We start from the raw sequence: 23,551 nt of genomic DNA, 5'->3' as shown, positions 1-23,551 counted from the left end.
CCTCCGAGCTGGGGTGCAGCTCAATGCGACGACGGGGGATACAGCACGATGCGCCGGGACGCCGGTTGCGCACCTGCGCAGCGCTCTCCTGGGTGGCTGGGGCGCAGGCATCGGTGGCACCGCAGTTCGAGCGGGCGCTGCCAGATCTGCCAAGGCACAGCGCGCCCGAAGAGCGTTTCGACGACGTCCTCTTCGAGGTCGGCGATGTCGCCGTCGTACGGGCTCTCCACGACGTAGACCCGGCAGCGGGCGGAGAGTTTCTCCGGCATGCCGGGGAAGTGGCGCCCCTTGACGTCGCGGCCCTCGACAGTACGCCAGCCTCCTTCGTCGGGGTCGGGCCACCAGACGAATTCGTCGAAGGTGTCGCCGATAAGCTGGATCTGACGGTCGGTGATGACATCCCCGAACGAGGCCACGAGGTGCTCGACGTGGTGCATGTGGCGCAGGCTGCTCATGGGAGACTCGACGCCGTGCCCTCGGTGGTACCTCCGGAGTCCGGAAGTTTCGGGGAAGTTGTAGAGCGTCTCCTCGCGCGGGAAGCCGGGTGTGGAGTAATACTTCGGGGAGCCCGGATCGGCGTCGGGAAGGCGTCGGGACTGCCAGCCGACGAGCTTGCCCTGCCACCGGTGCGGGATGACCGCTCGCGGGCCCCTGGGGACTTTCGCGATCAGTCCTTCCACATCGGTGGCGACACCCATGCGGCGGGCGGTCTCCTCGGGGATGCGGCGCGTCCCGGTGATGTAGGTGGGAATGTGATCCCAGAACCACAAGCTGAGCATCTTGTCGCTGTAGTAGGGCAGCGGGGTGCGTCTGGTCTCGGTGTAGAGGCTGTCGAACATGGCGAGGAGATCGGGCAGATCCATGGCCCGGCTGAGCCCGGCTTCGCCGTTGAGCCAGTCGCGGGCGTGCTCGACCGTGGTGTCCTGGAGGGTGGCAATGAGCCACAGGATGGTGCCGCCGGTACCGCAGCCCAGGCAGTTGAAGAGGAGTTTGGAGTAGTTGAGTGCAGCGGTGGGGTTGCGCTGCTGGTCCTTGTGGTATGCGGACACGGGGCAGGCGATGATGAGTTCGTCGCCCTGCTGCTGAAGGACGTCGATCCCAAGGCTTGTCAGGACGTCGCGGGCGACCTGCTCCTTGTGGCCGTCGGCAAGGGCCGTCAGCTCTCCGAGGTCATCGCGAGGCATCAGCGGTTTTCTCACACCAGGCGTATCCGCAGGCGATGCATCCCCGGCACAGATGTTCGGTCTCCGGGTTCAGGTCCACGCCCTCGGGTGCTACGAGTTTGGCGTTCTCGAAAACGTTCTGGCAGTGACCGCCGATCAGGATGGTGTCGTGCCAGTCCCAGTGCAGGTCTATCGACTTGCACTTCGGGCACTTCACTTCGATTCCGTCGCGGGCTTCCTGGAATGGCCGGAGCCACGAATAGGCGGCGACTTTTTCTGTCTCGGTCTCAACGCTCATCCGGCTGCTGCCTTCATCCTCAGTTCACGCCTTTTGATGGTACGCGCTGCCTCGTATGCTTTCATCGCGGCGATACAGCGCTCGCACCGCTCTTCCTTGAGGCGGTCATGCCTCACAGCTCCGGATCTCGTGCCGCAATCGGCCGGTTTCCTCGGCTTCGCGCCCTTGCGGCGGCGATCTTCTCTCCTCTTGGCATTGCGCGCTGCCCGGCATTCGTCACAGATCTTGGTTTTCTTCTTGAGGTGCTTCTGGTATCCGCCATCTGTGCCGCAGACGGCGGGTTTATTCGTGCGCCATGACCGAGGTTTCGGTTTGTATCCTCCCGCACGACGTTCGGAGTCGGTCTCACCTCCCCAAATGCCCGACTCGTAGAGTTTCCGGCCGATGGCAGCACAGGCGATCATTACCGGGCAGTCGAGGCACAAGTTCTTTGCCTCGGTCTCGCGCGCCCGTTTTTCTTTACTGCTCTCACCTTCGACGTCGTGGAAAAGTTCGGGGTCGCTGCTGCACGGGAACAAGGCACCATCGTTTGACACGCGCAGGGCGTTGGCGGCAGCGAGGATGTCGCTGATCACAGACTCGCCTCGCCGAGGGCCTGCTGAATGCCGTACCAGGGTTCGAAGGCCAGCCGCCAGTTTTTCAGATCCATCCGGCGGGAGGCGAGCATCTGCAGGGTCGCCATCCCCGCTGTGACCTCGGCTTCGGACCGCATAAGGCCGAAGACCCAGGATGCGGAACGTTCGATCTCGGCGGACTCGGCGAGATGCTGGAGTTCGAGCTTGCCCGCCCTGTGAGCTGCGGCGACTCCCTCACGGTTGATCTGCGCGGTGAGGAGCAGGGGCACGGTCTCACGGCCGGTGGAGATCAGGACGGCGAGTTCCATCATGATGTCGCGGACCACTTCGTTGCGGGGGCGCCGCTGCGACGGGTTGGGGTGCTCGATATGGCTGAGCTGGTCGATGATGATCGTTTTCGCGCCGAGCGCCTGAGCGTGACGGATGATGGCGGCCGGGGTTCGGCGGCCTTGTTCCGGAGAGACCAGGTGGAATCCGTCCTTGAGGTCGGCGCGGTTCGTCGTGAGCCAGTCACGGACGCGCTGGGTGTCCTCCTCGGTGGCGTCGCCCTTCTGGTAGAGGCGGTAGTCGACGCTGCAGATCTGGCAGGCGAGCCGGTCGTACGACATCGGGACCGAGTTTTCCAAGCTGTTGAGGACCACCTCGCGGCCCCGTGTCCACTCGGTGTGTGCGACGTGAGTGGCAGACCAGGACTTGGCGCCCTTGGGCGGTGCCGCCCACACCGCAATCTCGCCCCCGTGGACGCCGAGCGTGTGACCGTCAACAGCGGGAATGCCCACCGACATGCCGGTAACGATCCTGGGTGCGGCGGCGCGCTGGTCATACCGGTGCAGGGAGTCCTGAATCCCCTGTATGCCCTCTACTTCGCTGGTGCGGTCGCGTACGCGCAGAGAGAGAGCCGAGAAGGCGTCAGCGGCGGCATGGACGCCGTCGACGACCTCGTGAGGCTCGGCACTGGCCATGATGATGGCGATCTCGCGTTGAAGGTGCTGCATTTCCTTGTGCACGTACTGCGCGACAAGGTACTTCACAGCAGTGGTAGCCAGGTCGATCTCTACGTCTTCGTCAGGCAATTCGATTCTGGCGCGTTCCAGACGTTTGCCCCATTGTTCTAGTAGCATCTCCCGAGAAGGAGCTTTCGTCCGCCCACTCAGGTGGTAATACTCCAGACACCACATGACGACGTCCCGCATCGCCTCAGTCGGTATGACCTGCGGGTCGATACCGATCTGAGCAATCTGTTCGAGTGCCTCGACGTCAGTGAGCGAGGCATAAAGAACCGACTCGCTGTGATCACTCATGCGGTTCCTCGAATATTTTGCAGCTCTTCGAACTCGGCTTGAATTTCGTCTCCGACCATACGCAGCGCCAGGGAGATTCCGGCCAGCTCCATGTCTCCTGAGGCGTCCGCGAGGTCCTGCAAACGCTGCGAGAAGTATCCGATCCGGTCGCCGGGCGACCGCTTGCGAATGACGAATCCGCCTGCGTGATTTTCAGGGGAGATCATGGGACCACCGCCCTGAAGGAGGTGAGTCGGGAAACGGCCGACGTTCGAGACCTGCCCGGTCGATGCACGCCCGGACGGTACCCCGCACGGACTCCGGTACCCAGGACGCTGCCGGGCGGAGATCATCCGGAAGCGCGACGGCCGAGAATCCGATGCTCAGTCTCATGTTGCGGCGGAGACGCTTGAGCAGCCCTTCGGGATCCCGTACAGGAATGCGGCGCGGCGGATCGGTGCCGATCTCCGCCGTGGCGACGTACTCCTCCGGGCGATCCCGGCCGGGGACGCTGAGAGTGACCATCACGTCCATCTCAGACCACCATGACCGGCCGGGTCAGGCCCCGCTCGGCTTCCATCTGAGCCAGTTCGAGGCGGCGGGGCCGGTAACTCGCTCCGGGAACCTCGATGAACACGGCCTTCTCCGTGAGCAGGCTCATCACGTAGCCGCCGTACCCCTGCTGTATCTCTGTAGGTGTGAGGTTGGTGGTGATGGCGGTGGGCGCATCGCTGCTGACCCTGGAGCGGAGGACTCTGTCGATGGCGTCCTCGACCACTTCGATGCGGCCCTTGTTCTCCTTGCCGAAATCGTCAATGCCCAGAAAATCCACGTTCCGGACCTGCTGGTCCCAGCGTTCACGTTCGGACTTGTCACGCCAGGTGCTGGTGAACAGATCAAGAATGTCGTTGAACTGGTCGAGATGGACGGCGAACCCCTGGGCCAGGATTGCCTTGCACAGAAGCATCATGAGCAGCGTCTTGCCGGACCCGGCATTGGGAGACCACAAGACGATGCTCCGCCCGGCGGCGATGTTCCGCTCGGCGTGCAGGGCGTACTGCTCGATCCGTTCGACGACAGCAGCCGGAACTGTAACGATGTCATCCCAGCCGAGCCGCTGGTAGTTCAGGCCGATCCCGGCGCTGAGGAACCACATGTGCAGGAGCCACTGGGCCTTGCAGTCGCATTCGTAGGTGACGACGTCCTCACGGCTGCCCTCCGCGTACCACTGGTAGGTGCCCGTCTTCAGGCAGGTGATACAGCTCGTGGAAGGGTTAGTCCAGAGTCCGGGGCGCGCGGTCTTCAACCGAGTGAAGTCGTCGTTGGCGAGCGGCTGACAGGCTGGCGGGTTAGATGGCGGCTTCACGATGGCGGTCCTTGCGTGAGGTCATGCGGCAAGCGGGAAACGCGAATCAAGGTGGGCCCGGATGTGCGTGTCGAGGAGAGCCCGTTCGTAGTCCTCCATCTGCCGGTGCCACAGATCTCGCGGTTGCGGGATGTGCGCGTCGGGCCGCCCGCAGCAGATATCAAAGCCGCCGTGGCGGGGGCACTCGACTTCACCGAGCCGAGGGCACCAGTACGCGTCCGGGCAGCACGACGGCCGGGGTCCGAAGTGGGGGGTGGGGTAGGGCAGCGAGCGTACGACGGCGCGAAGAACGACCGTTCGCAGCGCCGTAATGGCGGCGCGGTGGGGCTTACGGGGCACTGACCAGTCTCTCTGCGATGGGCTTGGCGAAGTACTCGTCGCTTGCGCGACAGAATCTGTTGGGGGTGACCGGCGCCGACCTCCAGTAGCCGTCCTGGGCCTCGAAGGCGAATCGGGCGATGGGTCCGGCCTGCCGTCCCCAACGGTCGTGGAACGACTTGAAGATCGAGGCGGTCTTGATCGGGTCGGCGGGCTGAGGGCCATGGCGGTCGACGGCGGCGCGCACTACGTAGTCCCGCAGTTGCTCCCAGGTCCAGTCCTGGGGCTCGTCGAGGAGGTCGGTGACAGCGCACGGAGGAGACGGCGGCGAAGCCGTCGGAGTGTGCTGCTGGAGGGGCGCGGGGGGGACTGCGTCAGCGACCGTACGGCCGTACGACTTAGGCGAGAGGTCCATAAGCATGAAGGGCTCCAACCTGGCGGTGGCTGGGACGTCAGTGGCGGTTCTGACGTGGAAGAGGTGCCTCTGGCGGAGGAGGCACCTCGACGCTATCCGCAGGTGGCTGGCCAAGCAAGCTTTGACCTACCGCCACATCCGACCGCTGTTCAGCCGGTTCGTCAGCCGTTGCAGGGCATGGCTGCTGAGAAACTCGTGAAGGCGCACCCAGTCGCGGTCTGGGCCGACCGTGGTGGGCATGAACGGGGGAATCTGCGGAAGGTCCAGACGCACATCGCGCAGGTCAACGAGTTGACGGTAGACGTCAATCTCGGCGCGGTGCGCAACGACGGCCGCGTGGGTGACGCCGTCGAGCCGCCACGCGGCACCGGAGAGGATTTTCACGGCCTTCACCATGCCGATGCCCGGTACGCCGGGGATGTTGTCGCTGGTGTCTCCGGCCAGGGACATCGCAACGGGGAGCTGGGCCGGAGTGCATCCGAAGTGCTCCTGCACCGTCGCGGCGTCCCACCGGTCGGTGGGGGTGTCGGCGCTGCTGACCCGTATCTGCTCACACGCGTAGCCCGTCGGAGTCGTGCCGACGAGCTGCAGGAGGTCCTTGTCGCTGCTCAGGATCGTGACTGGTCCTGCGGCGGTGCGCCAGTAGGCGGCGATCAGGTCGTCTGCTTCCTCACCGGGGACGGCGAGTTGCGGGATCCGGCACAGGTCGAGGAACTGCCGAACAAGGTCTTTGGACTCGCTGCGGTACGGGTCTGAACCCTGGGGCCGCTGCGCCTTGTAGGCGGGGAAGAGTGCGCTGCGGGCGGCGTGCCCGCTGTCCCACAAGATGATCACCCTGAAGGGCTGCTCGGCGGTGATGTAACGGCTCAGCGTCTGCGCCACAACGACCATGGCTGCCGTGGTGCGGCCGGTGACCGGACTGGTCATGGCCGTCCTGCGGGTGGCTTCGACGGCGCGGATCAAGATGTTGTTGCCGTCGACGAGGAGGGTGGGGCGCATCAGTACGGCCTCTTCGTCAGGAGGTATTGCTGTGCTACCCGGCAGACGATCTCGTGGGCGGCTTGCAGAACGAGGCCGTCGATGTCTCCCCGGCGGTACAGGGCGTGGGCGAACCGTTCGATGTCGGGAAGCGTCAGGCGCCGTTCACCGGCTCCTCCCAGCCGCCCTCCTGCCAGGCGCCGGAAGACAAGGGGGGGGTCGTGGGGACCGGTTTTAAGGGGTGACTTCCTGGGACCCAGGACGTAGCGGGCCCAGTTGCCGTCTCGGCCGAAGACCCACTCGGCAACAGCGGTGGGGGTGAAGTGCGGAATCCTCAGGTGCCCTGATTCGGTGAGCGCGTACTTCAGGCGGTGCTCGATGGAGAAATCCTCGTCGTACAGCGTCCACCTGGCCGTCTTGGGGTCGCCGAGCTGCGGGAGGGGCTGGGGCTCGATGACGTCGGGCATCGTGGATTCGTCCGGGACGGGCATCGGATTTTCCTCAATGGGTGTGCCCCCTCGGCAGGCGCCGAGGGGGCAGCGAGCGGTCAGTTGTTGCGCAGGTGGATGCTGTTGGTGCCCCGGACGACCTTCCCGGCGACCTTGATGACCTTCTGCGCGCGGTCACGCCCCTTGGCGGAGAGGAACAGCTTGTTGATCTTCTCTTCGGAGACGACACGCCCCTTGACGGGTTCGGTGACTGCCAGGTAGTCGGCGCGGGTGATCTTGCCATCCAGGAGCGCCTTTTCGAGGAGGTCCTGGACGAACACCGTCTTGTCGCTGACGCGCTGACGGAACCAGGTCGAGGCCCGGTCGGAGATTGGTGCTTCTTCGGGGCTTCCGGGCACGGCGATCTGGTAGTGCCCGTTGCCGTCACGAGGGGTCGACTTCTTCGCTTTGCCGGACTTCTCGGCCGCCACGTCGAAGTGGACGCTGATGGTCGCCGTCATCTCAGCCAGCCGTGCCTTGAGGGCCTTCTGGATGGTGTCGATGATGGTCTTCTCGTCGGCGAACTTGGCCAGCTCGGACTGGTTCAGGACGCGGCGGGAAGCGGGGGTCTTCACCTGGCCGAACACAACGGGCAGGAGTTCGAGTGCGCGCTGGACATCCTCGCTGAGGGCCACGGCGGTGGGCATGGCTGAGACCGTCGGCTGCTTCTCGTCGGCAGGCTCGGCGAGCTTCGCGAGAACGTCGCCGAGACTGAGATCGGACGACCCGTTGAGAATCTTGGCGACGCTGGCGAAATTGACGGTGTCCAGCCCGGACGTGGCGGCGGCAGCCATGGGTGACTCCAGTTTTCTTGGCGGTGAGGGTTATCTTGGCGTGAGATGAAAGTACCCCAGATCCGGGGTACTTCGCAAGAAAAAAGCCCGGCCCGAGTATTTCCGGGCCGGGCTGCGTGCTGTCGGGTCAAGCGGCTTGGACGGCGTTCCAGCGGGCGAAGAAGCCGCGCACGTCGGCGAGTTCACTCGTCTCGGGGCAGCCTGGCAGGGACGCGACAATGTTCCGCCCGTACGGCTTGCTTGCGAGACGGGAGTCGAGGATGGCGACAGCACCGTAGTCGTCAAGACTGCGGATGAGGCGCCCGAACGCCTGCTGGAGGATGAGCGTCATCATCGGCACGGACAGTTCGGTGAACGGCTCGCCGCCGCGTGTGTCCACGACTTTCTCCCGCGCCTGGAAGATCGGGTCGGTGGGCACCGGGAATGGGAGTTTGTCGATGATCACGAGGCGGTTGGTCCGGCCGGGGAAGTCCATGCCGGTCATGAAGGACCTCAGACCCAGCAGCACCGAGTCTTCGTCCTCACGGAAGCGGGCGGCGATGTCCTTGTTGGACATGCCGCCGCCCTGCACGAAAACGTTGATACCGCTCTGCTTCAGCCGGTCTGTGATCGCAGCGGACGAGGCGTTCATCGCCGCGCGCGAGGTGTAGAGGAGCATCGCCCCTCCCCCGGCCGCCCGCACCAGTTCCAGCGACAGCTCCGGCGCAAGGGATGCCCACGCGGCCCTGGTAGCCAGCGCCGGAGACGGCACCGAGGCGCTGGGGCGGTAGAGGAGGGTCTGGTGCTGATAGTCGAACGGGCTGTCAACGTAGAGGGTCTTCGCGTCCGGAAGTCCGAGCGAGCGTGCGACGTAGGAGAACGACTTCGACGCGCCGGTGGTGAGCGTGGCCGACATGAGCACGGCCGGAGTTTTGTCCCAGAGTTCGGTCCTGAGAACGGGTGCGACATCGATCGGCGCCGTCTTGATGACCCACCTCGTGGATTTGCGGTCACCGGCCCTGTTGGTCGCCTCGTAGGTCTCGACCCATCGCACGATCTCGATGTCCTCGGCGGCGAGGACCTCCTTCAGGTTCGTCAGGATGGCCGTGCCCATCGTGGACAGGAGCTGCTGACGCTCCCTCTGCTCCTTCTTCGCGCCCCGGTCGACCTTGGCGGCTGCAACGAGATCGACCATACGGTTCAGAGCCAGGTAGAACTGCTCCAGGATCTGGATGTGGTGGCCGATGAACGCGTTGTCGAGGGTCGCGGTGGTTGCGCGGCCCAGGTGGGTTCTGATGATCCGGCCGATGGCGGACATCTGGCCGGTGATCTTCTCGCTCAGTTCGTCGGCGCCTGCCAGATCGGTGTGGATGTTCACGAAGGAGCTGGCGGAGTCCAGGTACCTCAGAACGCCGCCCTGGGTGATGTCGAACCCGAGCTGGCTGGTGGCGATGTCGATCAGTTCGTGGGCTTCGTCCATGACAAGCACGTCATACGGACCGAGGACGGGGTGGGTGTCCTCGGGGTTGTCCGCACTCTCCCGGACCTGCCGGTTCATTTTCACGTCCGCCATCACCATGGCTGCGTTGGTGACGACGACCTGAGCGTCGGCCGCCAGGGCTCTGTGCCGCATCCCGTAACAGGCGTCGGCCAGCTCGCACCGGCTCTTGCCGGGGCACTCGTCGGAGGTGGCTGACACTTCGCGCCACTCAGCCACGCTGATCGGAGTGGTGATGTCGTCCCGGTCGCCGGTGTGCAGAACACCGTCCCGCGTCTTGGTCTCCTCCAGCAGCGTTGCGAGATTCACCACGGCGGGCCCTTGCGCGAGTTTCGCAAGGCACAGGAAGTTCCCGAGTCCCTTCAGCGGAGCCCAGTGCACAGGGCGGTCCAGATGCCCTTCGAGGAACGGCAGGTCTTTGTCCCTGTACTGGGCCAGCAGCGCGTTCGTCGTCGTCGCAATGATCACGCGCTTGCCCGAGAGGATCGCGGGGATCGCTGCGGCCAGGGACTTGCCGGTTCCGGTACCCGCCTCCACGAGCAGATGCACGGGAGGGCCACCGTCGGGTGCCGCTCTGCCCACGGTGTCGAATACACCCTCGATCGCGAGTGCGACTTGTTCTTGCTGAGGCCGTCGGCGGTAGCCCGGCAACTTCGCCGCGAGCACGTTCTGGGCGTCGGCGAATGTCTTGAGCACAGGCGCAGATGTGGGCATGAAGGCGTCCTCTTGGCGGTGGCTGCGGGTTTCTCGGCGGTTGGCAGGAGGCTACACCTGGCGTTGGCCTCAGCCACGGCCCTGACGGAAGGTCAGGAACTGGCCCGGCGTTTCGTCAGGTGACACGATCGCAGGATTCCGGCCCGAGGCGCGTGCATTGGTCCACACGGGCGGGCTAGGGTAGTCGGTGCGACACGCACATCACCGTGCTGATGTCCACTCAAGCACGCAGGGCAGACAAGAAAGCCCCCGAGGACTTGGCAATCCTCAGGGGCTTCCGACACCCTCCCAGGCAAGGTGTCTGGTGTCGGCTGGCCAACAACCTCACACGGAAACCCGGACGAGCTACCGACCAGGAGGTCGCTGGCATGAGACATGCTACCCATTTTCTGCGAGATCTGCGCAACACCCGCGATGGCGACACGCCGTTGACCGAAGGTCAGACGCGCCGATCATGATCGGGACTCCCCATTGAGACCTCTGATGGGGTTCAATGGGCCTGGGTTCAGGCCGTGATCCACGGCCAGTCCCACACCCGCCACCCTGCTGGGCGCCCGCCTGCCCGGCCCTCAGAAAGTCCGTGATCCTTGTGTCTGTTTTCGACCCGTAAAAGGCCGAAGGGGCGCTACTGGGGCCGCCAAGCCCCCATCACGCCCCTCGCCCGTCGCGGCTTCTCAGCGGCGACTCCGACCTCCGCTCGGGAGGCTCTCGCATCGGCCCTTCGCCAGTCGGGCCGTTCGCGGTAGTGGGACACGTTCACCGCCAAGCAAAGCGTGCCCCTCCGAGCAATCAGGACTTTTCAGCCTGGCTGCCCGTGCGCGGCAGCCGTTCCCAGAAAGCTGGCTGCCTTGCGGGACCACGATACGGGCGAACGGCCACCGCCGCACGCCACGTGTGACACAAATCTCGCCAATAACGGTTCGTCAAGTCCTGAACACGCAAACTCGTGCAGACCTGCTCATAACCCGCCGTGGTTGTCACACCTCCCCGGCCTCTCGCAGCGCATGACTACGCTGCTTGTAGACGGCGACGTGGACAACACCTACAACCGGCGCGGTCACCGCGACACCAAGCGCGCCCGCAGTGACGCGGACCACGCGACGACGGCCGCCTTGGCCACTGGTATGGCCCGAGCCGGGTGGTCGTTCCCCGACTACCGCCGGGCCCTCCTGGACACCAACTCCCGTGGCGGCTCCCACGCCCGAGATTTCCAGCACCGCAAGGGCCACGACGCCGCGCTCGGATACGTCCAGCGCGTCTGGGATCGCGCGAAGGAACTGGTCGGCCGCGAGACCCCTATCACCTCCCGGTCGGACGCCGTTCTCGACCTCATCGAACTGCGAGACCGCATCGGACACGTCACCTGGCGTGGCCCCGGCATGGGGACTGCCCTGCGCATCCTGATGGCTCACTGGCAGACTGCCCGACGCCTCGGAGGACGCGAGTACACGCTGTCGTACCGGGAAATGGCCGAGATCGCGGGCTGCAACCTGAACACAGCGCTGAAGGCCGTCAAGAAGCGGCTCAAGCACTGGCTCCAGCTCGTCGTCAAGGGGGCGGGTGAGGAGGGATCGACGTGGCTCCTCCTGGACGGGTCACAGCGGCAGAGCCCCGCTCCGGAGCCGGTGGGAGAAGCCGTCATGGACGTCTCCGTCATCGAGCGGCTGATGAGCCTGGACGCTTTCGCCCACAGGGGCCTGGGGGCCTCCAGCCTGAAAATCCTCGCTGTGATGGCCTCCCGCGAGTCACTGACCGCGCGCGAGGTCGCCGACACGGCACAGATGAGCCTGGCGACGGCATACCGGCATCTGGGGCGCCTTGTCGAGCACGGGCTGCTGACCAAGGAAGCCGATGTGTGGGTTCTCGCCCAGGAAGCCCAGGAAGCCCTCTACAGCGACTGGCAGGGCTGGCACGACGTGGCGGCCCAGGAGGAGACCTACGGGACCTCCTGGCGGCGTCAGCAGCTTCACCGGGACCAGCGGGCCGGGTGGCGTGCAGTCGTCCTCCCCCGCCTCCGAGAGCACCGGACGGCGAACATCACGGTGGCGCGAGGGGACGAGCCGCCGTGTGACTGGCTCACCCCGGACGGGACCCTCGTGGATCCGACGACTGGTGAAGTCCTCCGGGACTGGACGGTCGCCACGGACGGCAGACTGATCCTGATGGAGGAAGAGCCTGACTACGAGGATCTGGTGAGACGGGCTCGTGAAGCCGAACTCGCCTACTCGAAGGCCGCGTGACCAGCCGTTAAGCACGAATGCCGGACCTCCTAGAGACCTACTGAAAAGTCCCAGACCAGTAGGTCATGCTGCCCGTCAGCAGGAGTGCCGAGTCGATCTACCTACAACACGCTCCAGAACGTTGCACCTACAGTTCTACGCCGCTTGACAGCAACGGCGGACCCCGCAGGACATCTAAGAAAAGACCAACCTGACCTGTTGGTTCTCATCATTGATGCATTCAGAGTGCCCCCCCTGGCTGCGCCCCCCTGGGGGTGTATCGGTGCTGAGAACGCTGGGCGTCGCTCAACTTCGGACGAAAGCTGCCCGGCGTTCCCAGGCCGTCCTGTGGCCTTTGGCGCCGGTGTCCCCCAGTAGGTGGTCCGTCATCTCGTTGCGGGCCAGCATGGCGCCCACCAGGTCCTCCTCGACGGTCTCCCGCAGGACGAGGGTGGTACAGGTAATACAGGGTGCGGTGGACGTGACCCGGTCGATGCGGCCGAAGCGCTGGACGCGCGTCTCGAAGGTCGTCGCGGACTCGTACTCGATCACGTAGGACGCTTCGGGCAGGTTGATTCCGTCCTTGCCCGCGTCCGAGGTCAGGAAGACGCACGCGCCTGTGTCAGCGCGGAAAGCCGTGCGGGCGGTGTCACGCTCTGCGTCGGTCATGGCGGCGTGGTAGAGGTGGCTGCGGATGCCCTCCTTGCGCAGGACTTCAGCGAGCAGCGGAAGGACGGACGGTCCGAAGAAGCTGAAGACGACGGCCTTGTCGCCTTGCGCGTGGATGATCGGCGCGAGATAGGAGACCAGCTCGTCGGCTTTGGCGGAGGGTACTTGGCGCAGCGTCTCCTCCCCCATGGTGTCGACGAGCTGTGTGGCGAGGTGGGAGCTGCCGTGGCGGGCGGACTGGATGAGGGCCGCCGGGTAGGCGGCGATCTGCCGCAGAGCTACGTGAAGGCCGGGGACGGCCGGTTCGCCGGGTTGCTGAAGCTCGGCGACCGCGCGGTAGAGGGCGTCCTGGGCATCGCCCATGGTGACGGTCCGGAACTCCTCGATCTTGGCCGGGAACAACTCTTGTACGTCGGGGTCGGTCTTCCTCTTGCGCCAGAAGTGCGGCCGGGCGAGCTTCAGGAAGGCGTCGACGCCTTCTGGCCGGTAGCGGGGGCGGCCGTAGTCGTCACGGGCCTTGATGACGATGGACGTGAAGGTCCCGATGGTTGGCATGGCGTCAGGCACCAGGAGGCGCAGGACATTGAACGCGTCCTCGTAGCCCTGTGACAACGGAGTCGCGGTGAGTCCGATGACGCGCAGGTCGGGCTGGACGGTCCGCAGGCGCGTGAGGGCGTGTGCGTGGGCCTTGTAGAGGGCGGACGAGCGGTTGCGGAGCTTGTCGCTGACCTCGTCGTAGATGACGGTGATGCGGCGACCGTCGGCCAGGGCGCTGAGCAGGCAGTGCAGGAGGGCGCCGTCCTCTGCCCGCTTCGTTCGTCTGCCGGGTGGAACGGTGAACTGGGCGAGGTCGGCGCGGAGGGTCTCGTACGTCGAGATGAGGACGTCGGGCAGTCCGTCGCGGGTGAGGTGCTTCATGCGGGCGGATCCGTGGTGGAGGCGGTGGGTGAGGCTGGTGAAGGTGTCGAAGTCCTCAGCCCATTCGCTGGTCTTGTTGTTTTTGCAGACCAGGAGCACGAGGTGGGCCGCGTGGTCTTCTTTGAACAGCGCGGCAATTGCCATGGCCATGACAGATTTACCGAGGCCGGTGTCGGCGATCAGCAGCCCGGAACGGGCGTAGCCGAAGGCGACGCCTTCCTGCTGGCAGGCGAACAGGCCGTGGGGACTGCGGAAGACACCGGACATGCGGGCACCGTAGGCAACTTCATGTCGATGAAGACATAGAGAGATTTTTTGAGATGTAGACGCATGGACACGTAGACATTTTTTTACATGCCACCCGGCCGTCAGCGGATGATGACGCGGCCGATCTGCGGTGCCGACACGGACGCGTTCACCCCGAGCGTGAACCGTAGATAGCGGACACCGGAAGGCAGCGGCCTTGCGTTGGTGCACCAGGTCTGCACCCATGTGCCCGCCGTGGGCACAAGCGCCTGCCACGCCAGCGTCAGCGGCGTCCACACGGTGCCGTTCGTCGATGTCGCCACCAGGACCTCGGTGGTGATGTCGACGGGAGCGGTGGAGAAGACGCGGGCGGTGAAGTCCTTGATGTCGGTGGCACGGCGGTAGCTGAACGTGGCGACCCCGGCTGCTGCCCGTTTGGCTCGGGTGAGGTCGGAGGCAAAGAACCCGCTCGGATCGCCCGTGTCGAGCGAGCTGTTGGCGTCGTGGGTATCGGTCAGCGTCCAGGCTGCCAGTTCGTCGTCAAGTGCTCCGTCGGTCGAATAGATCAGCCCGAGGGCGTTGAGGGCCGCTATCAGGGACCTGGTCGCGGCCTCCCCCGCTGCTCCGGTGAGGCCGCTGCTGGAGACGATGGGACGGGGCGTCCCCGCTGCGCCGTAGAACCCCAGGGGGGAGGCGCTTCCGGCGACGCTGGCATCCGCACGGGCGGAGACGTACTGGTCGAGGACGGTGGTGCCCAGGAGGGTGACGAAGGTGGTCCCCCCCAGACCGACCAGACTGGGCATCGTGCCCTTGCCGAGGACGACACTGCCGTCCGGCATTGTCTTCACGCCGTCGACGACGGTGACATCGCTGCCCATGCCGGATGCGACGGTCGCTCCGACTGCGACGGCCCCTGCCGCGCCCGCCGAAGCGTTGGCAGCTTCGCCGAGCGCGACCTGACGTGTCGCGGAAGCGCTTGCACCGGAACCGAGGGCTACAGCCTGGACAGCCGCTGCGGCGCCGCTGCCGATTGCTACGCCGGAGGCGAGCGCGGTGGCACTGCCGATCGCGACGGCGCGGGCGCCCTGCGCAGTGGCAGTACTGCCGATCGCGACGGTGTCTGAACCCTGAGAATCGCTGGTCGCGCCGGGTGCGGAACCGATCCAGACCTGCCGGGGGTAGATGTCGGTGTAGTCGGTCATGCCGACCATGGTGGAATCCTGGGAATCACCACGATGGCGGTGATACGTCAGGGCGTCGACGACACCCCAGCTGGCTGTGCCGGTCGGCGAGATCGAGAGAATCGCGCTGCCGTCGAGGCCGGAGGTGGACCCGATCCGCAGTACCCGGTCGGACCTGATGTCGGTCGGCGGCGACGGAGCGATGTCAACGCCGGTTTGTGTGACCGTGACGCCGCCAGGGAGGGCCGCCTGCAACGTGACGCGTAGCGGCGTGTCGGTCCAGAGGTTGACGACGGCCGGGTTGATGAGGATCGGCCACGTCTGGGGTGCGCCTCCGATCGGCCCCAGGTACACCGGTGTGGAGATCGGCACGCCGGTGGCGGGGTCGAGGAGCGTGACGTCCGCGTACGGGTAGAGGACTCCGGACGAGTCGACGAGGGGCAGATACAGGTGGCAGCGGTCCATAATCACACCCCTCAGGAGGTCGGCAGGATGACGGGATTGGGCAGCGGCTGGAAAGCGATGTATCGGAACGCGCTGCTGCCGGACGCGGGGCTCAGGAGGCCCAGGCCGGTAGCGTTGCTGAAGGAGCCCACGGTGAAATTCCCGATCTGGATGCCGTTGACGTACACGACGAGCTGCGAGGGCAGGTTCCGGATCACCACGTTGTCTTCTGCGGCCAGGGGCGTGGTCCAGGTCGCGAATTTGGTGCCGACCCCGCCGGTGTAGATCCAGGCGCCGGTGGAGGTGATGAGGTAGTAGTTCGCGGCGTCCTGGCGGCGCAGGAGGACGCCGCCCTCGGTAGCGACGGTGCCCCACTTCGTGCAAATCAGTCCGTGGGGCGCCCTGACGGTCCAGGTCAGTGTGCTGCTGGCGGCGAGCAGCACACCGTCCTTGCTGCCGGTGGCGGTGCCGGTGCGGACCCAGGTCTCGCCCGACGACAGGGTGGTCGGGGTGTAGGTCGTGGCGTTGGGAGTCTGGACAGTAAGGGGGCCGCGATCGTAGTAGAAGCAGTCGCCTGACGCCGCGTCGAGGGCCTGCCACTGGTAGAGGTACGTCTCTGTCCCCCGCGTGTCGAATCCCCCGTAAGCGCCGATGGACGGCAAGTTGTCGAAGACGGCGGTGTTGATCGTGCCGTTGGGATTGCGGTGGTAAGCGCGGGGAGCGCGGAAGGGGACCGCGTAGCGGCCGTCAATGGTCGTCAGGACGTTCTGGCCGAAGGTCGCGGCCGAGATGGTGTGAACGTTGCCGTCCCAGATCTGCGGCAGGCTGGCATTGGTGAGGGTGATCGCGGCGGAGTCCGCGACCTCGGCGTCCCAGGTTCCTGCGGACTGGGTCGTCGTCAGACGCATCCCGACCGAGTTGGTGGCCTGCATGAACGCCACGTAGGAGCGGGTGCTGGTGTCCCAGGCGATGTTTCCGGGGTGGCGGATGGCCAGGGCGAAATCCCGTGGCCCCCACTGGGTGTCAGGCGTACTGGCCCCGGAGGGCGCCTGGCGTGTGCCCGTGGTCTGGGGCAGTACCTGGACGAGGAAGGCGTTCTGGTAGTTCAGTCCCGGAGCACTGATGTTCCTCAGTGTTCCGAGGCCGTCGGCGGCGCCCTTGAATCCGGCAGATTCACCAGCCCGGAACTGGTCGACGCTCCAACGCAGATCACCTCGGTCGGGCGCGAGCATGGCCACGTAGCTGTAGGGGAACGGCGAATGGTCCGGGACGCCGAGGGTGCCGTCGCCGGGGTTGTCGCGGAGGAACGCGTCAACGGTGCCGACCGAACGCTGTCCGGGAACGGCGACGAGGGGATCTGTCATGCCGCGCTCCTAGGTCGTCGCGTTGGTGATGAGGCCGAGTCCGGCGAGTGCTCCGAGAAGACCCTGAAGAGCGACGACGCTGCTCGTGGACCCGGCGACGGTGGGCTTGTTTGTGCCCTCAGAGCCGAAGAAGCCCAGGCGGCTCGTGGCGTCGGTGCCGATCTGGACGGTGCCGACCGCGTAGACCTTGTTCGCGATGACCACACTCAGGTTGGGTGACGCGGCGTTGCCGAGCATCAACTGGCCTGCGGCGGTCGTCGCGGCGCCCGCGCCGATCGCGACGGACTTGGTGTGGGTGGCAGCGACGACGGCGCCCGCGCCGAGGGCGACGGAGTTCGGGGCGAGAGCCTGGGCGCCCGCCCCGATCGCGACGGCACCCGCACCAAGGTTGCCCACGTAGGCGGCGCTGCCGACGGCGGTGCCCCCGGCGGCGTAGACGGCCGCCGTGTTGCCGATGGCCGTGCCAGTGGCGGAGTCGACGTAGGAGTCGGCACCGATGGCCGTCCATGTCGCGGCGGTGACGGATCCGTTGGCGTTCGCGCCGACGGCGACGGTCTGGTTGCTCTTGGCCTGCGCGCCGGAGCCCAGGGCCAGCGAGCCGGTGCCTGCGGACTGCGCTCCGTAGCCGACGGCGACACCGCCGCTGCCGGTTGCGGACGCGGTCGGACCGAGTGCGACCGCGTTGACCCCGGAGGCAACGGCACTCGCCCCGAGCAGCACGCTGCCACTTCCGGCACCCGCGTGGGTGTGGACGGGGACCTGGCCTCCGTAGACAGCCCGGACGCCGGTTGCCCACATCTCGTGACCGGAACTGCCGGTGAATGTCGCCGCACCGGTCGTCTCGATCGTGAGGGACTGGTAGGTCCCGGCGGCCACGGTGTAGCGGTAGAACCCCCAGTCGCGGACACCGGTGACCGTTTCCAGGACGGTGCGCACGCCGATCTGGTTGGTGATGGCGATGACGATCTGTTCACCGGCTGCAAGGTTAGTGCGGATCCAGCAGCTCACCCAGCCGGGTTCACCAAGCGTGAATCCTGGCGTCTTCGCCACGAGGCTGCCCGCGTTGCCGGTGATCGTCTCATGCAGGGAGTAGGTGTACCCCTGGCCTGCAGGGACCTCTGCCGCGTAACTTCGCCCGGCCGCACTCTGAGTGAAAGTCCAGCCGACCGGGTCGCGGGCGAGAGCGAACTGCTCCATGAGCACGGTGACTTGGGGCGTGACACCGGAATTCGTCGGTGGGTCGCTCCACGTCGCCTGCCCTCGCGTGGTACCGGCGAGCAGTACACGGCCCGGAAGCTGCTCACCGGTGACGACCAGAGGCGAGTCAGTGCGGGCTGTCTCCTCGGGCGGCGGCGCCGCGTCGAGGTAGACGAGGATATCGGAGTGACCGTCCTTCTGGATCAGCACGGAGACGCGCTGGGGCAGATCTACCCAGAAGTCGAGGATGCCGTTGTCGGCGGTGAACGGGTTCGGCAGGACGTCCGTGCCGGTGGGACCGGTGTAGAGCGTCTGGCTGACCGGCACGGACATACCCGCTTCACGTACGGTGACCCGCGCGCCGTAAAGCAGGTCACCGGTGGTGCCGGTAACGGGCCTTGTCACATGTGCTCTCGCCACTGCCTCTCCTCTCCTCACTCCTTGTCGGTCCACACCCCTCGGCGCACAGCATCAGTTGGCCGGGCCGCCAAATGTCTCCAGCGCGGGCAGTCCCTGCGTCATGAGCTGCCCGTCGTCTGTGACGGTGATCATGTAGCGGTTACCCGTCGGGCTCGTGAGGACGTAACTACCAGGCACCTCCACGAGGTCACCGGAGGTTCCAAGCACCACCTGGTGGTCACGGGTAGTACGCGCGCCTGACCCGAGCGCCGTGGACTGGTCGTACGTCGCGGACGCCGCAGTTCCGATAGCGGTGGCCTGGCTGCCCGCCGCCTCGGTGGAAGCGCCAATGGCCATAGCACCGGGCTGTGTTGCTGCGGCCTGTTCGCCGATGGCGACGGCCTGGTCGTCGACTGCGGAGGTCTGGTGGCCGATGGCCAGGGCGTGGTTACCAGAGGCGGTGGCCTCAACACCCGCCGCGAGAGAGGCGGATCCTGCAGCGGCGGCGTTGAGGCCGACCTGCACCGAGTCTGTTCCGGCGCCCGGATGGGTGGAGTCAGTGGCTGCGGCCAGGACGTCGACATCGTCGACGAACTCTTCCAGGCCGCCGGTGACGGTGATGCCGAGGCGGACACGCTGGGGCTGGTCGAGATAGAAATTGACCCGGCCGCCGGTGACCACAGTCCACGGGTTGGTGAGGGTCGTGCCCGACGTGCCGTCGGCGTACAGAATGGACCCGATCGGCGCGACGGTGCCGGGCACGAGGACACGGACCGACATCTGCTGCTCGACGACGTTGCCTGCACCGTCGGTCACGGTCCGGCTGAAGTGTGCGCGCATTGCGTTCCTATCCGTTGAGGACGATAGCGTCGGCAAGGTGATGACGGGACAGATCCTGCGGCGCACCCTCGTCAGTGCCTTCGACCACGGTCGGCGGCAGGACAATGGTGGGTGGGGGCAGCGTGACCGGTGTGTTCTGTGCCTGCCACTGCCGGGCGGCGAGCCACCAGCTCTGCGGGATCGGTCTGGTCCACCCCTGGAAGTAGGGGTCCTGTGTGATGTCCGGGTAGTAGTCAGCCAACGATGTGGACGCCCCCGCCGACTGCAGGGAGTCGTGGTACGGAACGGCGCCGTTGAGTGATGAGTACCAGGGCCGGATCACGACCGACGACAAGGACAGGTTCGGGGCGAAGCCGGTGGCGCGCCAGCGAAGCTGAGTCCCGTCGGTCTTGTCATTGGTCGGCAGCGCCGGGAACTGGAAGACGCCGCGCGGGTCGTTCCGGATCCCGATCATTTCGTGCCAGTTGATGCCGCCGTCGTGGGAGATCTCCCAGATCACGGGGTCGTTGAAGATCGCGATGCTGTCGCAGAGCCACTGGTCGGTGCCGTTGGGGCCCTGCTGAGTCAGACGCACACGGACGTCATCGACCCCGTCGATGTCGTAGTCCTGAGAGACGTCGCCCCAAGACCCCGTGGCCTCGACGTTCGTCCAGGATCCGAGGGCTTGGACAGCGCCCCAGGTGACAGGTGATCCGGGGAGGGTCTTGTGAACCGTGGCTCCGACGAAGAACTCCGTGACCTGCGCCGCTGTGATCTCCTGTTCGACCTCCGCGATGATCCGTCCGTCGCCGTTGATGAGCTGAAGGATCAGAGGCCGTGTAAGGGGGCCGGTGGAAACGACCCGCGCTGCCGCGTACAGCCGTCCGGCGGGCGCGGGCGTTACGCCCCTCAGCGACTCGATGCCGCCGAAATCGCTGGCATCGATGCTCGCCTGCTCGATTTCCGACCACAGCGGCCGGAACGGTGCTGAGTCAAGGTCCTCGATATCACCCCAGGTGGGAAATTCCCGCTCCATCGCGGACCAGGTCGACTTCGCGTGGCCGCGCTCGACGAGTGCCATCTGTCCGATCGTCGTGGAGAACTGATCACTCGACGAGAGGACTGCGTCCCCCACGGGGCGCCACTGCTGCAAGAACGGGTCGTCGAAGTCAGGGTCGCCGACGAGCTGCTGAGGGTCGGAAAGCTGCGCGGCGAACTGAACACCGATGACGCGGCGCCTGCTGATGTACGTCGCGGACAGTAGGCGGGAACCACTCCACGGCGGCTGGCTCGTCGTCACCATCGCAGAGCCGGTGAAGGTCCACCCCGCAGGGTCGCCTTCGACATGACCGCTGAGGTTCTCAGTCGAGTGGAACAGCTCGATGTACTGTTCCGTGTCCCTCTCCGCCGTGGGGTCACTTCCGTAAGCGAGGACCTGGCGGATTGCTACGGTGTAGGCCGTTTTGGCGTCCATCGAGATCGGCACGGTGTGGTAGCGGTGAACACCGGTCGAGCCGAACCGGCCGCCCGTCGTGCTCGGCAGAGGAAGGTAGGGGAAGGCGGCACTCGACCGGCGCAGGATCTGCGCATCGCTGGGATCCGGTGCGTACAGAGATTCAGTGGGCAGGTACGGCGTTGACGCCACCGCAGTGCCCGCCTGGAGCCGTGCGCTGTCCCTGTACTGAACCGGGGCGCCCTGGAGTGCGACGGAGGTCGGCGCGGGCACGGCACCGGAGGAAGTATCGGCGGGAGATGCCTTGGGGCTCATGCCCTGAGCCGAGGTGGAAGGGAAGAGGCTGACATCGACGAGAGGTGCGACACCGGAGGGAACAACCGAGATCGGACTCAGGTTCGTGAACTCCAACTTGATGTGCCGTGCCCGGACCGGCCTGAATTTGACCATGCCCGTGCGAAGGGTGAAGTTGCCGGGGACTGGAGTCCAGACCGCGTCCTCGTACCGTACGCCCGGTCCCCCGATGAGCCCCCACGGGCACACGGAGTCGACGCCTGTGGTGACGAGCATCGGGTCCATTCTCAGGATTGCGTTTGCGCAGGTGTGAGCGGACGCGTCCTTGCCGTAGCCCGGCGTGAGTCCGTAGGCGGCCGGAGCTGCCCAGTGTCCCTCGACGGTGGAGATGTCCTGCGGGCGGCCGACAGCCAGGAAGAGGCTCGTCAGCCGGTACGCTCCGGCGGCACCGGCCAGGGCTGCCCCCAGGCGCAGTGCGGACGGCGTCGCCCCCGCCGGGGGCTGAGCGTGATCCTGGGATCTGGTCTCCCACGGTGTCCGGACGGTCAGGGTGCCGCCGTCGAAAGCCACGGCGAAAGGCATCGCCGTGTTGTAGCCGAAGCCAACTGGAGCCATGACGACGGTCCTGTCGGCGAGGGCCACCGACAGGACCCCGGCCGCGATCGTGATCGACAGCAGGCCGTTCCCGAGCACGGTGTACGTCGCGGTGTCGTCCGAGGTGTACTGCGGGTTGATGATCATTGAGAGGAGGAAAGGGCGCCGGGGGTCGAACTGAATGGCGCTGTTGTCGATCTCCAGGGCGGCGGTCGGATCGCTGAACAGCACTCCCATGGAGTCAGCGACAGGGTTGATGGTGCTCGGCCGGACGGCAGGAAATGCCAGCGGGGTGTTCGACGGTGCGAACCTCTCGCTAACCGGATCGCTGTCCGTTACGTAGATGTTCATCGTCGGGCCAGCGGTCAGCGGCTCCACGTACAGACGGTCCACGACCTGTGCATCACCGGTAGACGTCCGGACGTCCATGTGAAGGCTGACGACGGCCTGCGGGATTGGCTGCGGCCCGCACCGCCATACGCCGCCGTCAGCGCGCAGCAGGTTGGATGCCGGGTTGTTCCGTACGACGTAGTCGATCTGCGAGCCGAGGACGTCCTGGGACCCGGCGAGCGGAACGGAATGCTCGGGGTCAGCCTGCGGCAGCCAGGGTAGATCCGCTCGGGATGCGGCCTTGTAGGACACGGCGGCGTTCTTGATTCCCAGGCAGTAGTCGACGAGTTGCCCGTCGACACCACGAGGAGCGGCCGTGGAGGTAATACGAGCCATGATGATGCGGAAGCGGCTTGCTGTTACCGGCGCGACGTCGATCTGCTGGGGGTACCAGTGCCCGGCGCCGAAGTGCTGAGGGTGCTGCCGGAGGTCGCTGTTCACTCCGGCGGGGATGACGGCAGGGACAGAGTCGGTGATGGTGACGGCGGCCGGAGTCTGGCTGTTCGCGACGGTAAGCGGGAGCCATGTGCCGTCCTGCGCCCGGTACTGGATCCAGGCGCGCTGCGGGACCCGCGCGAGCGCGAAAGTGACCTGGTTCACGGGCCGCGCGTTCGTGAGGCTGAACTCGTAGACCTCACGGGTCAGGTCGCCGTTCGGCCGCGCTGCGGACGACCAGAACTTCTCAGTCTGAGAGCCGCCTGCTGCCTGCCGGGCCGTCTGGTTGAGCCGCAGCGCGTCGGTGACCGCGTCTAGGGGCATGCCGTCGACGGTGAGACTCGACAAGGTGGGGATGCCGTAGTCGCCGACTCCGGACGAGACGCCCCGCACCGGCTGAGCAGCACCGCCTGAAGCGATGAAGTCCTGGGGTTTACCCAGTACATCCAGGCCGTTAAGCGCAGTACGGATCGCCGTGGTGTAGCTGTACCACGTCGGTGTACGGGGGCCTGTGTCGCGGCCCGCGCGGGTGAAGTCACTGAAAAACGACTGCCGCAGCCCGTAGGACAACTGCAGTTGTACGCCCATCGAGCGGGTGCCCTTGTTGACCAGGTTGGCCGGGTCGGCGCCGTCGGCCTCCTCTGGAGGGACACCGCCGACAGCGAACCCGGCATCCACCAGCGCCTGCTGGATCCGGTTGCTGATGTCCAGGTCGAGGCCACTGATGTAGGTAACCGGATCCGCACCCGTGCAGCCGTGCCACGCGATGACGTAGTCGCTGCCCGCGACCAGGTCCAGCGCTGTCGGCTCGTCGAAGTTCGTGCTGGCGAGGTGCAGGACCGAGTTTCCCGACGGCAGCATCGCGTCGAAGCTGTAGTATCGATGGCTGCTGCCCGCCAGGTAGTCGGCGAGTTCGGTGGTGCCGGGCTCGATACCGCCGCCGTGAATGGCGAGGTGAGTCAGCCTGGAGCCTGCCGCGATGCGCTCAAGAAGCCGGTAGTCCACTCCAATGGGATGAGCGGCGGCCAGGGCGGCATAGTTGGCATACGTATCGGTCATGCCG

The 23,551-nt window shown here is 66.0% G+C and carries 18 protein-coding genes; 1 reads left to right on the top strand and 17 read right to left on the bottom strand.

Going from position 1 to position 23,551, the window contains the following annotated elements:
* Positions 1–20: 20 nt before the first annotated feature.
* The 11 genes from ACFZAM_RS31450 to ACFZAM_RS31400 all read right to left on the bottom strand — a co-directional run bounded on the left by ACFZAM_RS31450 (position 21) and on the right by ACFZAM_RS31400 (position 9,848).
* Positions 21–1,184 (bottom strand): hypothetical protein, encoded by a 1,164-nt coding sequence (locus ACFZAM_RS31450; protein ID WP_391050865.1) that lies wholly within the window; start codon positions 1,182–1,184, stop codon positions 21–23.
* Positions 1,171–1,461 (bottom strand): hypothetical protein, encoded by a 291-nt coding sequence (locus ACFZAM_RS31445; protein WP_391050863.1) that lies wholly within the window; start codon positions 1,459–1,461, stop codon positions 1,171–1,173. The genes ACFZAM_RS31450 and ACFZAM_RS31445 overlap by 14 nt, the downstream gene beginning before the upstream one ends.
* Positions 1,458–2,036, bottom strand: a complete 579-nt coding sequence (locus ACFZAM_RS31440; RefSeq protein ID WP_391050861.1) for a WhiB family transcriptional regulator — start codon at positions 2,034–2,036, stop codon at positions 1,458–1,460. The genes ACFZAM_RS31445 and ACFZAM_RS31440 overlap by 4 nt, the downstream gene beginning before the upstream one ends.
* Positions 2,033–3,337, bottom strand: coding sequence for a DnaB-like helicase C-terminal domain-containing protein (locus ACFZAM_RS31435; RefSeq protein WP_391050859.1), 1,305 nt, complete (start codon positions 3,335–3,337; stop codon positions 2,033–2,035). The genes ACFZAM_RS31440 and ACFZAM_RS31435 overlap by 4 nt, the downstream gene beginning before the upstream one ends.
* The gene (locus ACFZAM_RS31430; RefSeq protein WP_391050857.1) at positions 3,334–3,543 is read right to left on the bottom strand and encodes a hypothetical protein; all 210 of its coding nucleotides are present in this window, start codon (positions 3,541–3,543) and stop codon (positions 3,334–3,336) included. The genes ACFZAM_RS31435 and ACFZAM_RS31430 overlap by 4 nt, the downstream gene beginning before the upstream one ends.
* Positions 3,544–3,851: 308 nt before the next feature.
* Positions 3,852–4,682: a hypothetical protein gene (locus tag ACFZAM_RS31425; protein ID WP_391050855.1), complete on the bottom strand. Its 831-nt coding sequence runs from the start codon at positions 4,680–4,682 to the stop codon at positions 3,852–3,854.
* A 328-nt stretch (positions 4,683–5,010) separates the two neighbouring features.
* Positions 5,011–5,415, bottom strand: coding sequence for a hypothetical protein (locus tag ACFZAM_RS31420; protein ID WP_391050853.1), 405 nt, complete (start codon positions 5,413–5,415; stop codon positions 5,011–5,013).
* Positions 5,416–5,541: 126 nt separating this feature from the next.
* Positions 5,542–6,414 (bottom strand): hypothetical protein, encoded by an 873-nt coding sequence (locus tag ACFZAM_RS31415; protein WP_391050851.1) that lies wholly within the window; start codon positions 6,412–6,414, stop codon positions 5,542–5,544.
* Positions 6,414–6,884: a hypothetical protein gene (locus tag ACFZAM_RS31410; RefSeq protein WP_391050849.1), complete on the bottom strand. Its 471-nt coding sequence runs from the start codon at positions 6,882–6,884 to the stop codon at positions 6,414–6,416. The genes ACFZAM_RS31415 and ACFZAM_RS31410 overlap by 1 nt, the downstream gene beginning before the upstream one ends.
* Before the next feature lie 56 nt (positions 6,885–6,940).
* Positions 6,941–7,675 carry a hypothetical protein gene (locus ACFZAM_RS31405; protein ID WP_391050847.1) on the bottom strand — a complete coding sequence of 245 codons (735 nt, stop codon included), beginning with the start codon at positions 7,673–7,675 and terminating at the stop codon, positions 6,941–6,943.
* A 127-nt stretch (positions 7,676–7,802) separates the two neighbouring features.
* Positions 7,803–9,848 (bottom strand): helicase C-terminal domain-containing protein, encoded by a 2,046-nt coding sequence (locus ACFZAM_RS31400; RefSeq protein WP_391050845.1) that lies wholly within the window; start codon positions 9,846–9,848, stop codon positions 7,803–7,805.
* A 1,022-nt stretch (positions 9,849–10,870) separates the two neighbouring features.
* Here ACFZAM_RS31400 and ACFZAM_RS31395 point away from each other — a divergent pair.
* Positions 10,871–12,106, top strand: coding sequence for a helix-turn-helix domain-containing protein (locus ACFZAM_RS31395; protein ID WP_391050844.1), 1,236 nt, complete (start codon positions 10,871–10,873; stop codon positions 12,104–12,106).
* A 285-nt stretch (positions 12,107–12,391) separates the two neighbouring features.
* Here the strand turns inward: ACFZAM_RS31395 and ACFZAM_RS31390 are convergent, their stop codons facing one another.
* The 6 genes from ACFZAM_RS31390 to ACFZAM_RS31365 form a co-directional block, all read right to left on the bottom strand.
* Entirely contained in the window at positions 12,392–13,939 is a 1,548-nt protein-coding gene (locus ACFZAM_RS31390) for an SNF2-related protein (RefSeq protein WP_391050842.1), read from the bottom strand.
* Positions 13,940–14,040: 101 nt separating this feature from the next.
* On the bottom strand, positions 14,041–15,471 hold the full coding sequence (locus ACFZAM_RS31385) for a hypothetical protein (RefSeq protein WP_391050840.1): 1,431 nt from the start codon (positions 15,469–15,471) through the stop codon (positions 14,041–14,043).
* Positions 15,472–15,575: 104 nt separating this feature from the next.
* Positions 15,576–16,907 (bottom strand): hypothetical protein, encoded by a 1,332-nt coding sequence (locus ACFZAM_RS31380; RefSeq protein WP_391050838.1) that lies wholly within the window; start codon positions 16,905–16,907, stop codon positions 15,576–15,578.
* A 9-nt stretch (positions 16,908–16,916) separates the two neighbouring features.
* Entirely contained in the window at positions 16,917–18,437 is a 1,521-nt protein-coding gene (locus tag ACFZAM_RS31375) for a hypothetical protein (protein ID WP_391050836.1), read from the bottom strand.
* A 138-nt stretch (positions 18,438–18,575) separates the two neighbouring features.
* Positions 18,576–19,343, bottom strand: a complete 768-nt coding sequence (locus ACFZAM_RS31370; RefSeq protein ID WP_391050834.1) for a hypothetical protein — start codon at positions 19,341–19,343, stop codon at positions 18,576–18,578.
* Positions 19,344–19,350: 7 nt separating this feature from the next.
* Complete coding sequence (locus tag ACFZAM_RS31365) at positions 19,351–23,547, bottom strand: poly-gamma-glutamate hydrolase family protein (protein ID WP_391050832.1); 4,197 nt, start codon at positions 23,545–23,547, stop codon at positions 19,351–19,353.
* Between the last annotated feature and the right edge of the window lie 4 nt (positions 23,548–23,551).

It is taken from the genome of Streptomyces sp. NPDC008079 (genome assembly GCF_042957385.1).
GTDB lineage: Bacteria > Actinomycetota > Actinomycetes > Streptomycetales > Streptomycetaceae > Actinacidiphila.
Note: the sequence above shows the minus strand (reverse complement) of the source record. Positions and strands in the feature narration are given on the sequence as shown.

Coding starts and splice junctions, on each gene's coding strand:
- ACFZAM_RS31450 (WP_391050865.1), bottom strand. CDS start 1,184: ATGCCTCGCGATGACCTCGGAGAGCTGACGGCCCTTGCCGACGGCCAC.
- ACFZAM_RS31445 (WP_391050863.1), bottom strand. CDS start 1,461: ATGAGCGTTGAGACCGAGACAGAAAAAGTCGCCGCCTATTCGTGGCTC.
- ACFZAM_RS31435 (WP_391050859.1), bottom strand. CDS start 3,337: ATGAGTGATCACAGCGAGTCGGTTCTTTATGCCTCGCTCACTGACGTC.
- ACFZAM_RS31430 (WP_391050857.1), bottom strand. CDS start 3,543: ATGATCTCCCCTGAAAATCACGCAGGCGGATTCGTCATTCGCAAGCGG.
- ACFZAM_RS31420 (WP_391050853.1), bottom strand. CDS start 5,415: ATGGACCTCTCGCCTAAGTCGTACGGCCGTACGGTCGCTGACGCAGTC.
- ACFZAM_RS31415 (WP_391050851.1), bottom strand. CDS start 6,414: ATGCGCCCCACCCTCCTCGTCGACGGCAACAACATCTTGATCCGCGCC.
- ACFZAM_RS31410 (WP_391050849.1), bottom strand. CDS start 6,884: ATGCCCGTCCCGGACGAATCCACGATGCCCGACGTCATCGAGCCCCAG.
- ACFZAM_RS31405 (WP_391050847.1), bottom strand. CDS start 7,675: ATGGCTGCCGCCGCCACGTCCGGGCTGGACACCGTCAATTTCGCCAGC.
- ACFZAM_RS31395 (WP_391050844.1), top strand. CDS start 10,871: ATGACTACGCTGCTTGTAGACGGCGACGTGGACAACACCTACAACCGG.
- ACFZAM_RS31390 (WP_391050842.1), bottom strand. CDS start 13,939: ATGTCCGGTGTCTTCCGCAGTCCCCACGGCCTGTTCGCCTGCCAGCAG.
- ACFZAM_RS31380 (WP_391050838.1), bottom strand. CDS start 16,907: ATGACAGATCCCCTCGTCGCCGTTCCCGGACAGCGTTCGGTCGGCACC.
- ACFZAM_RS31375 (WP_391050836.1), bottom strand. CDS start 18,437: ATGTCCGTGCCGGTCAGCCAGACGCTCTACACCGGTCCCACCGGCACG.
- ACFZAM_RS31370 (WP_391050834.1), bottom strand. CDS start 19,343: ATGCGCGCACACTTCAGCCGGACCGTGACCGACGGTGCAGGCAACGTC.
- ACFZAM_RS31365 (WP_391050832.1), bottom strand. CDS start 23,547: ATGACCGATACGTATGCCAACTATGCCGCCCTGGCCGCCGCTCATCCC.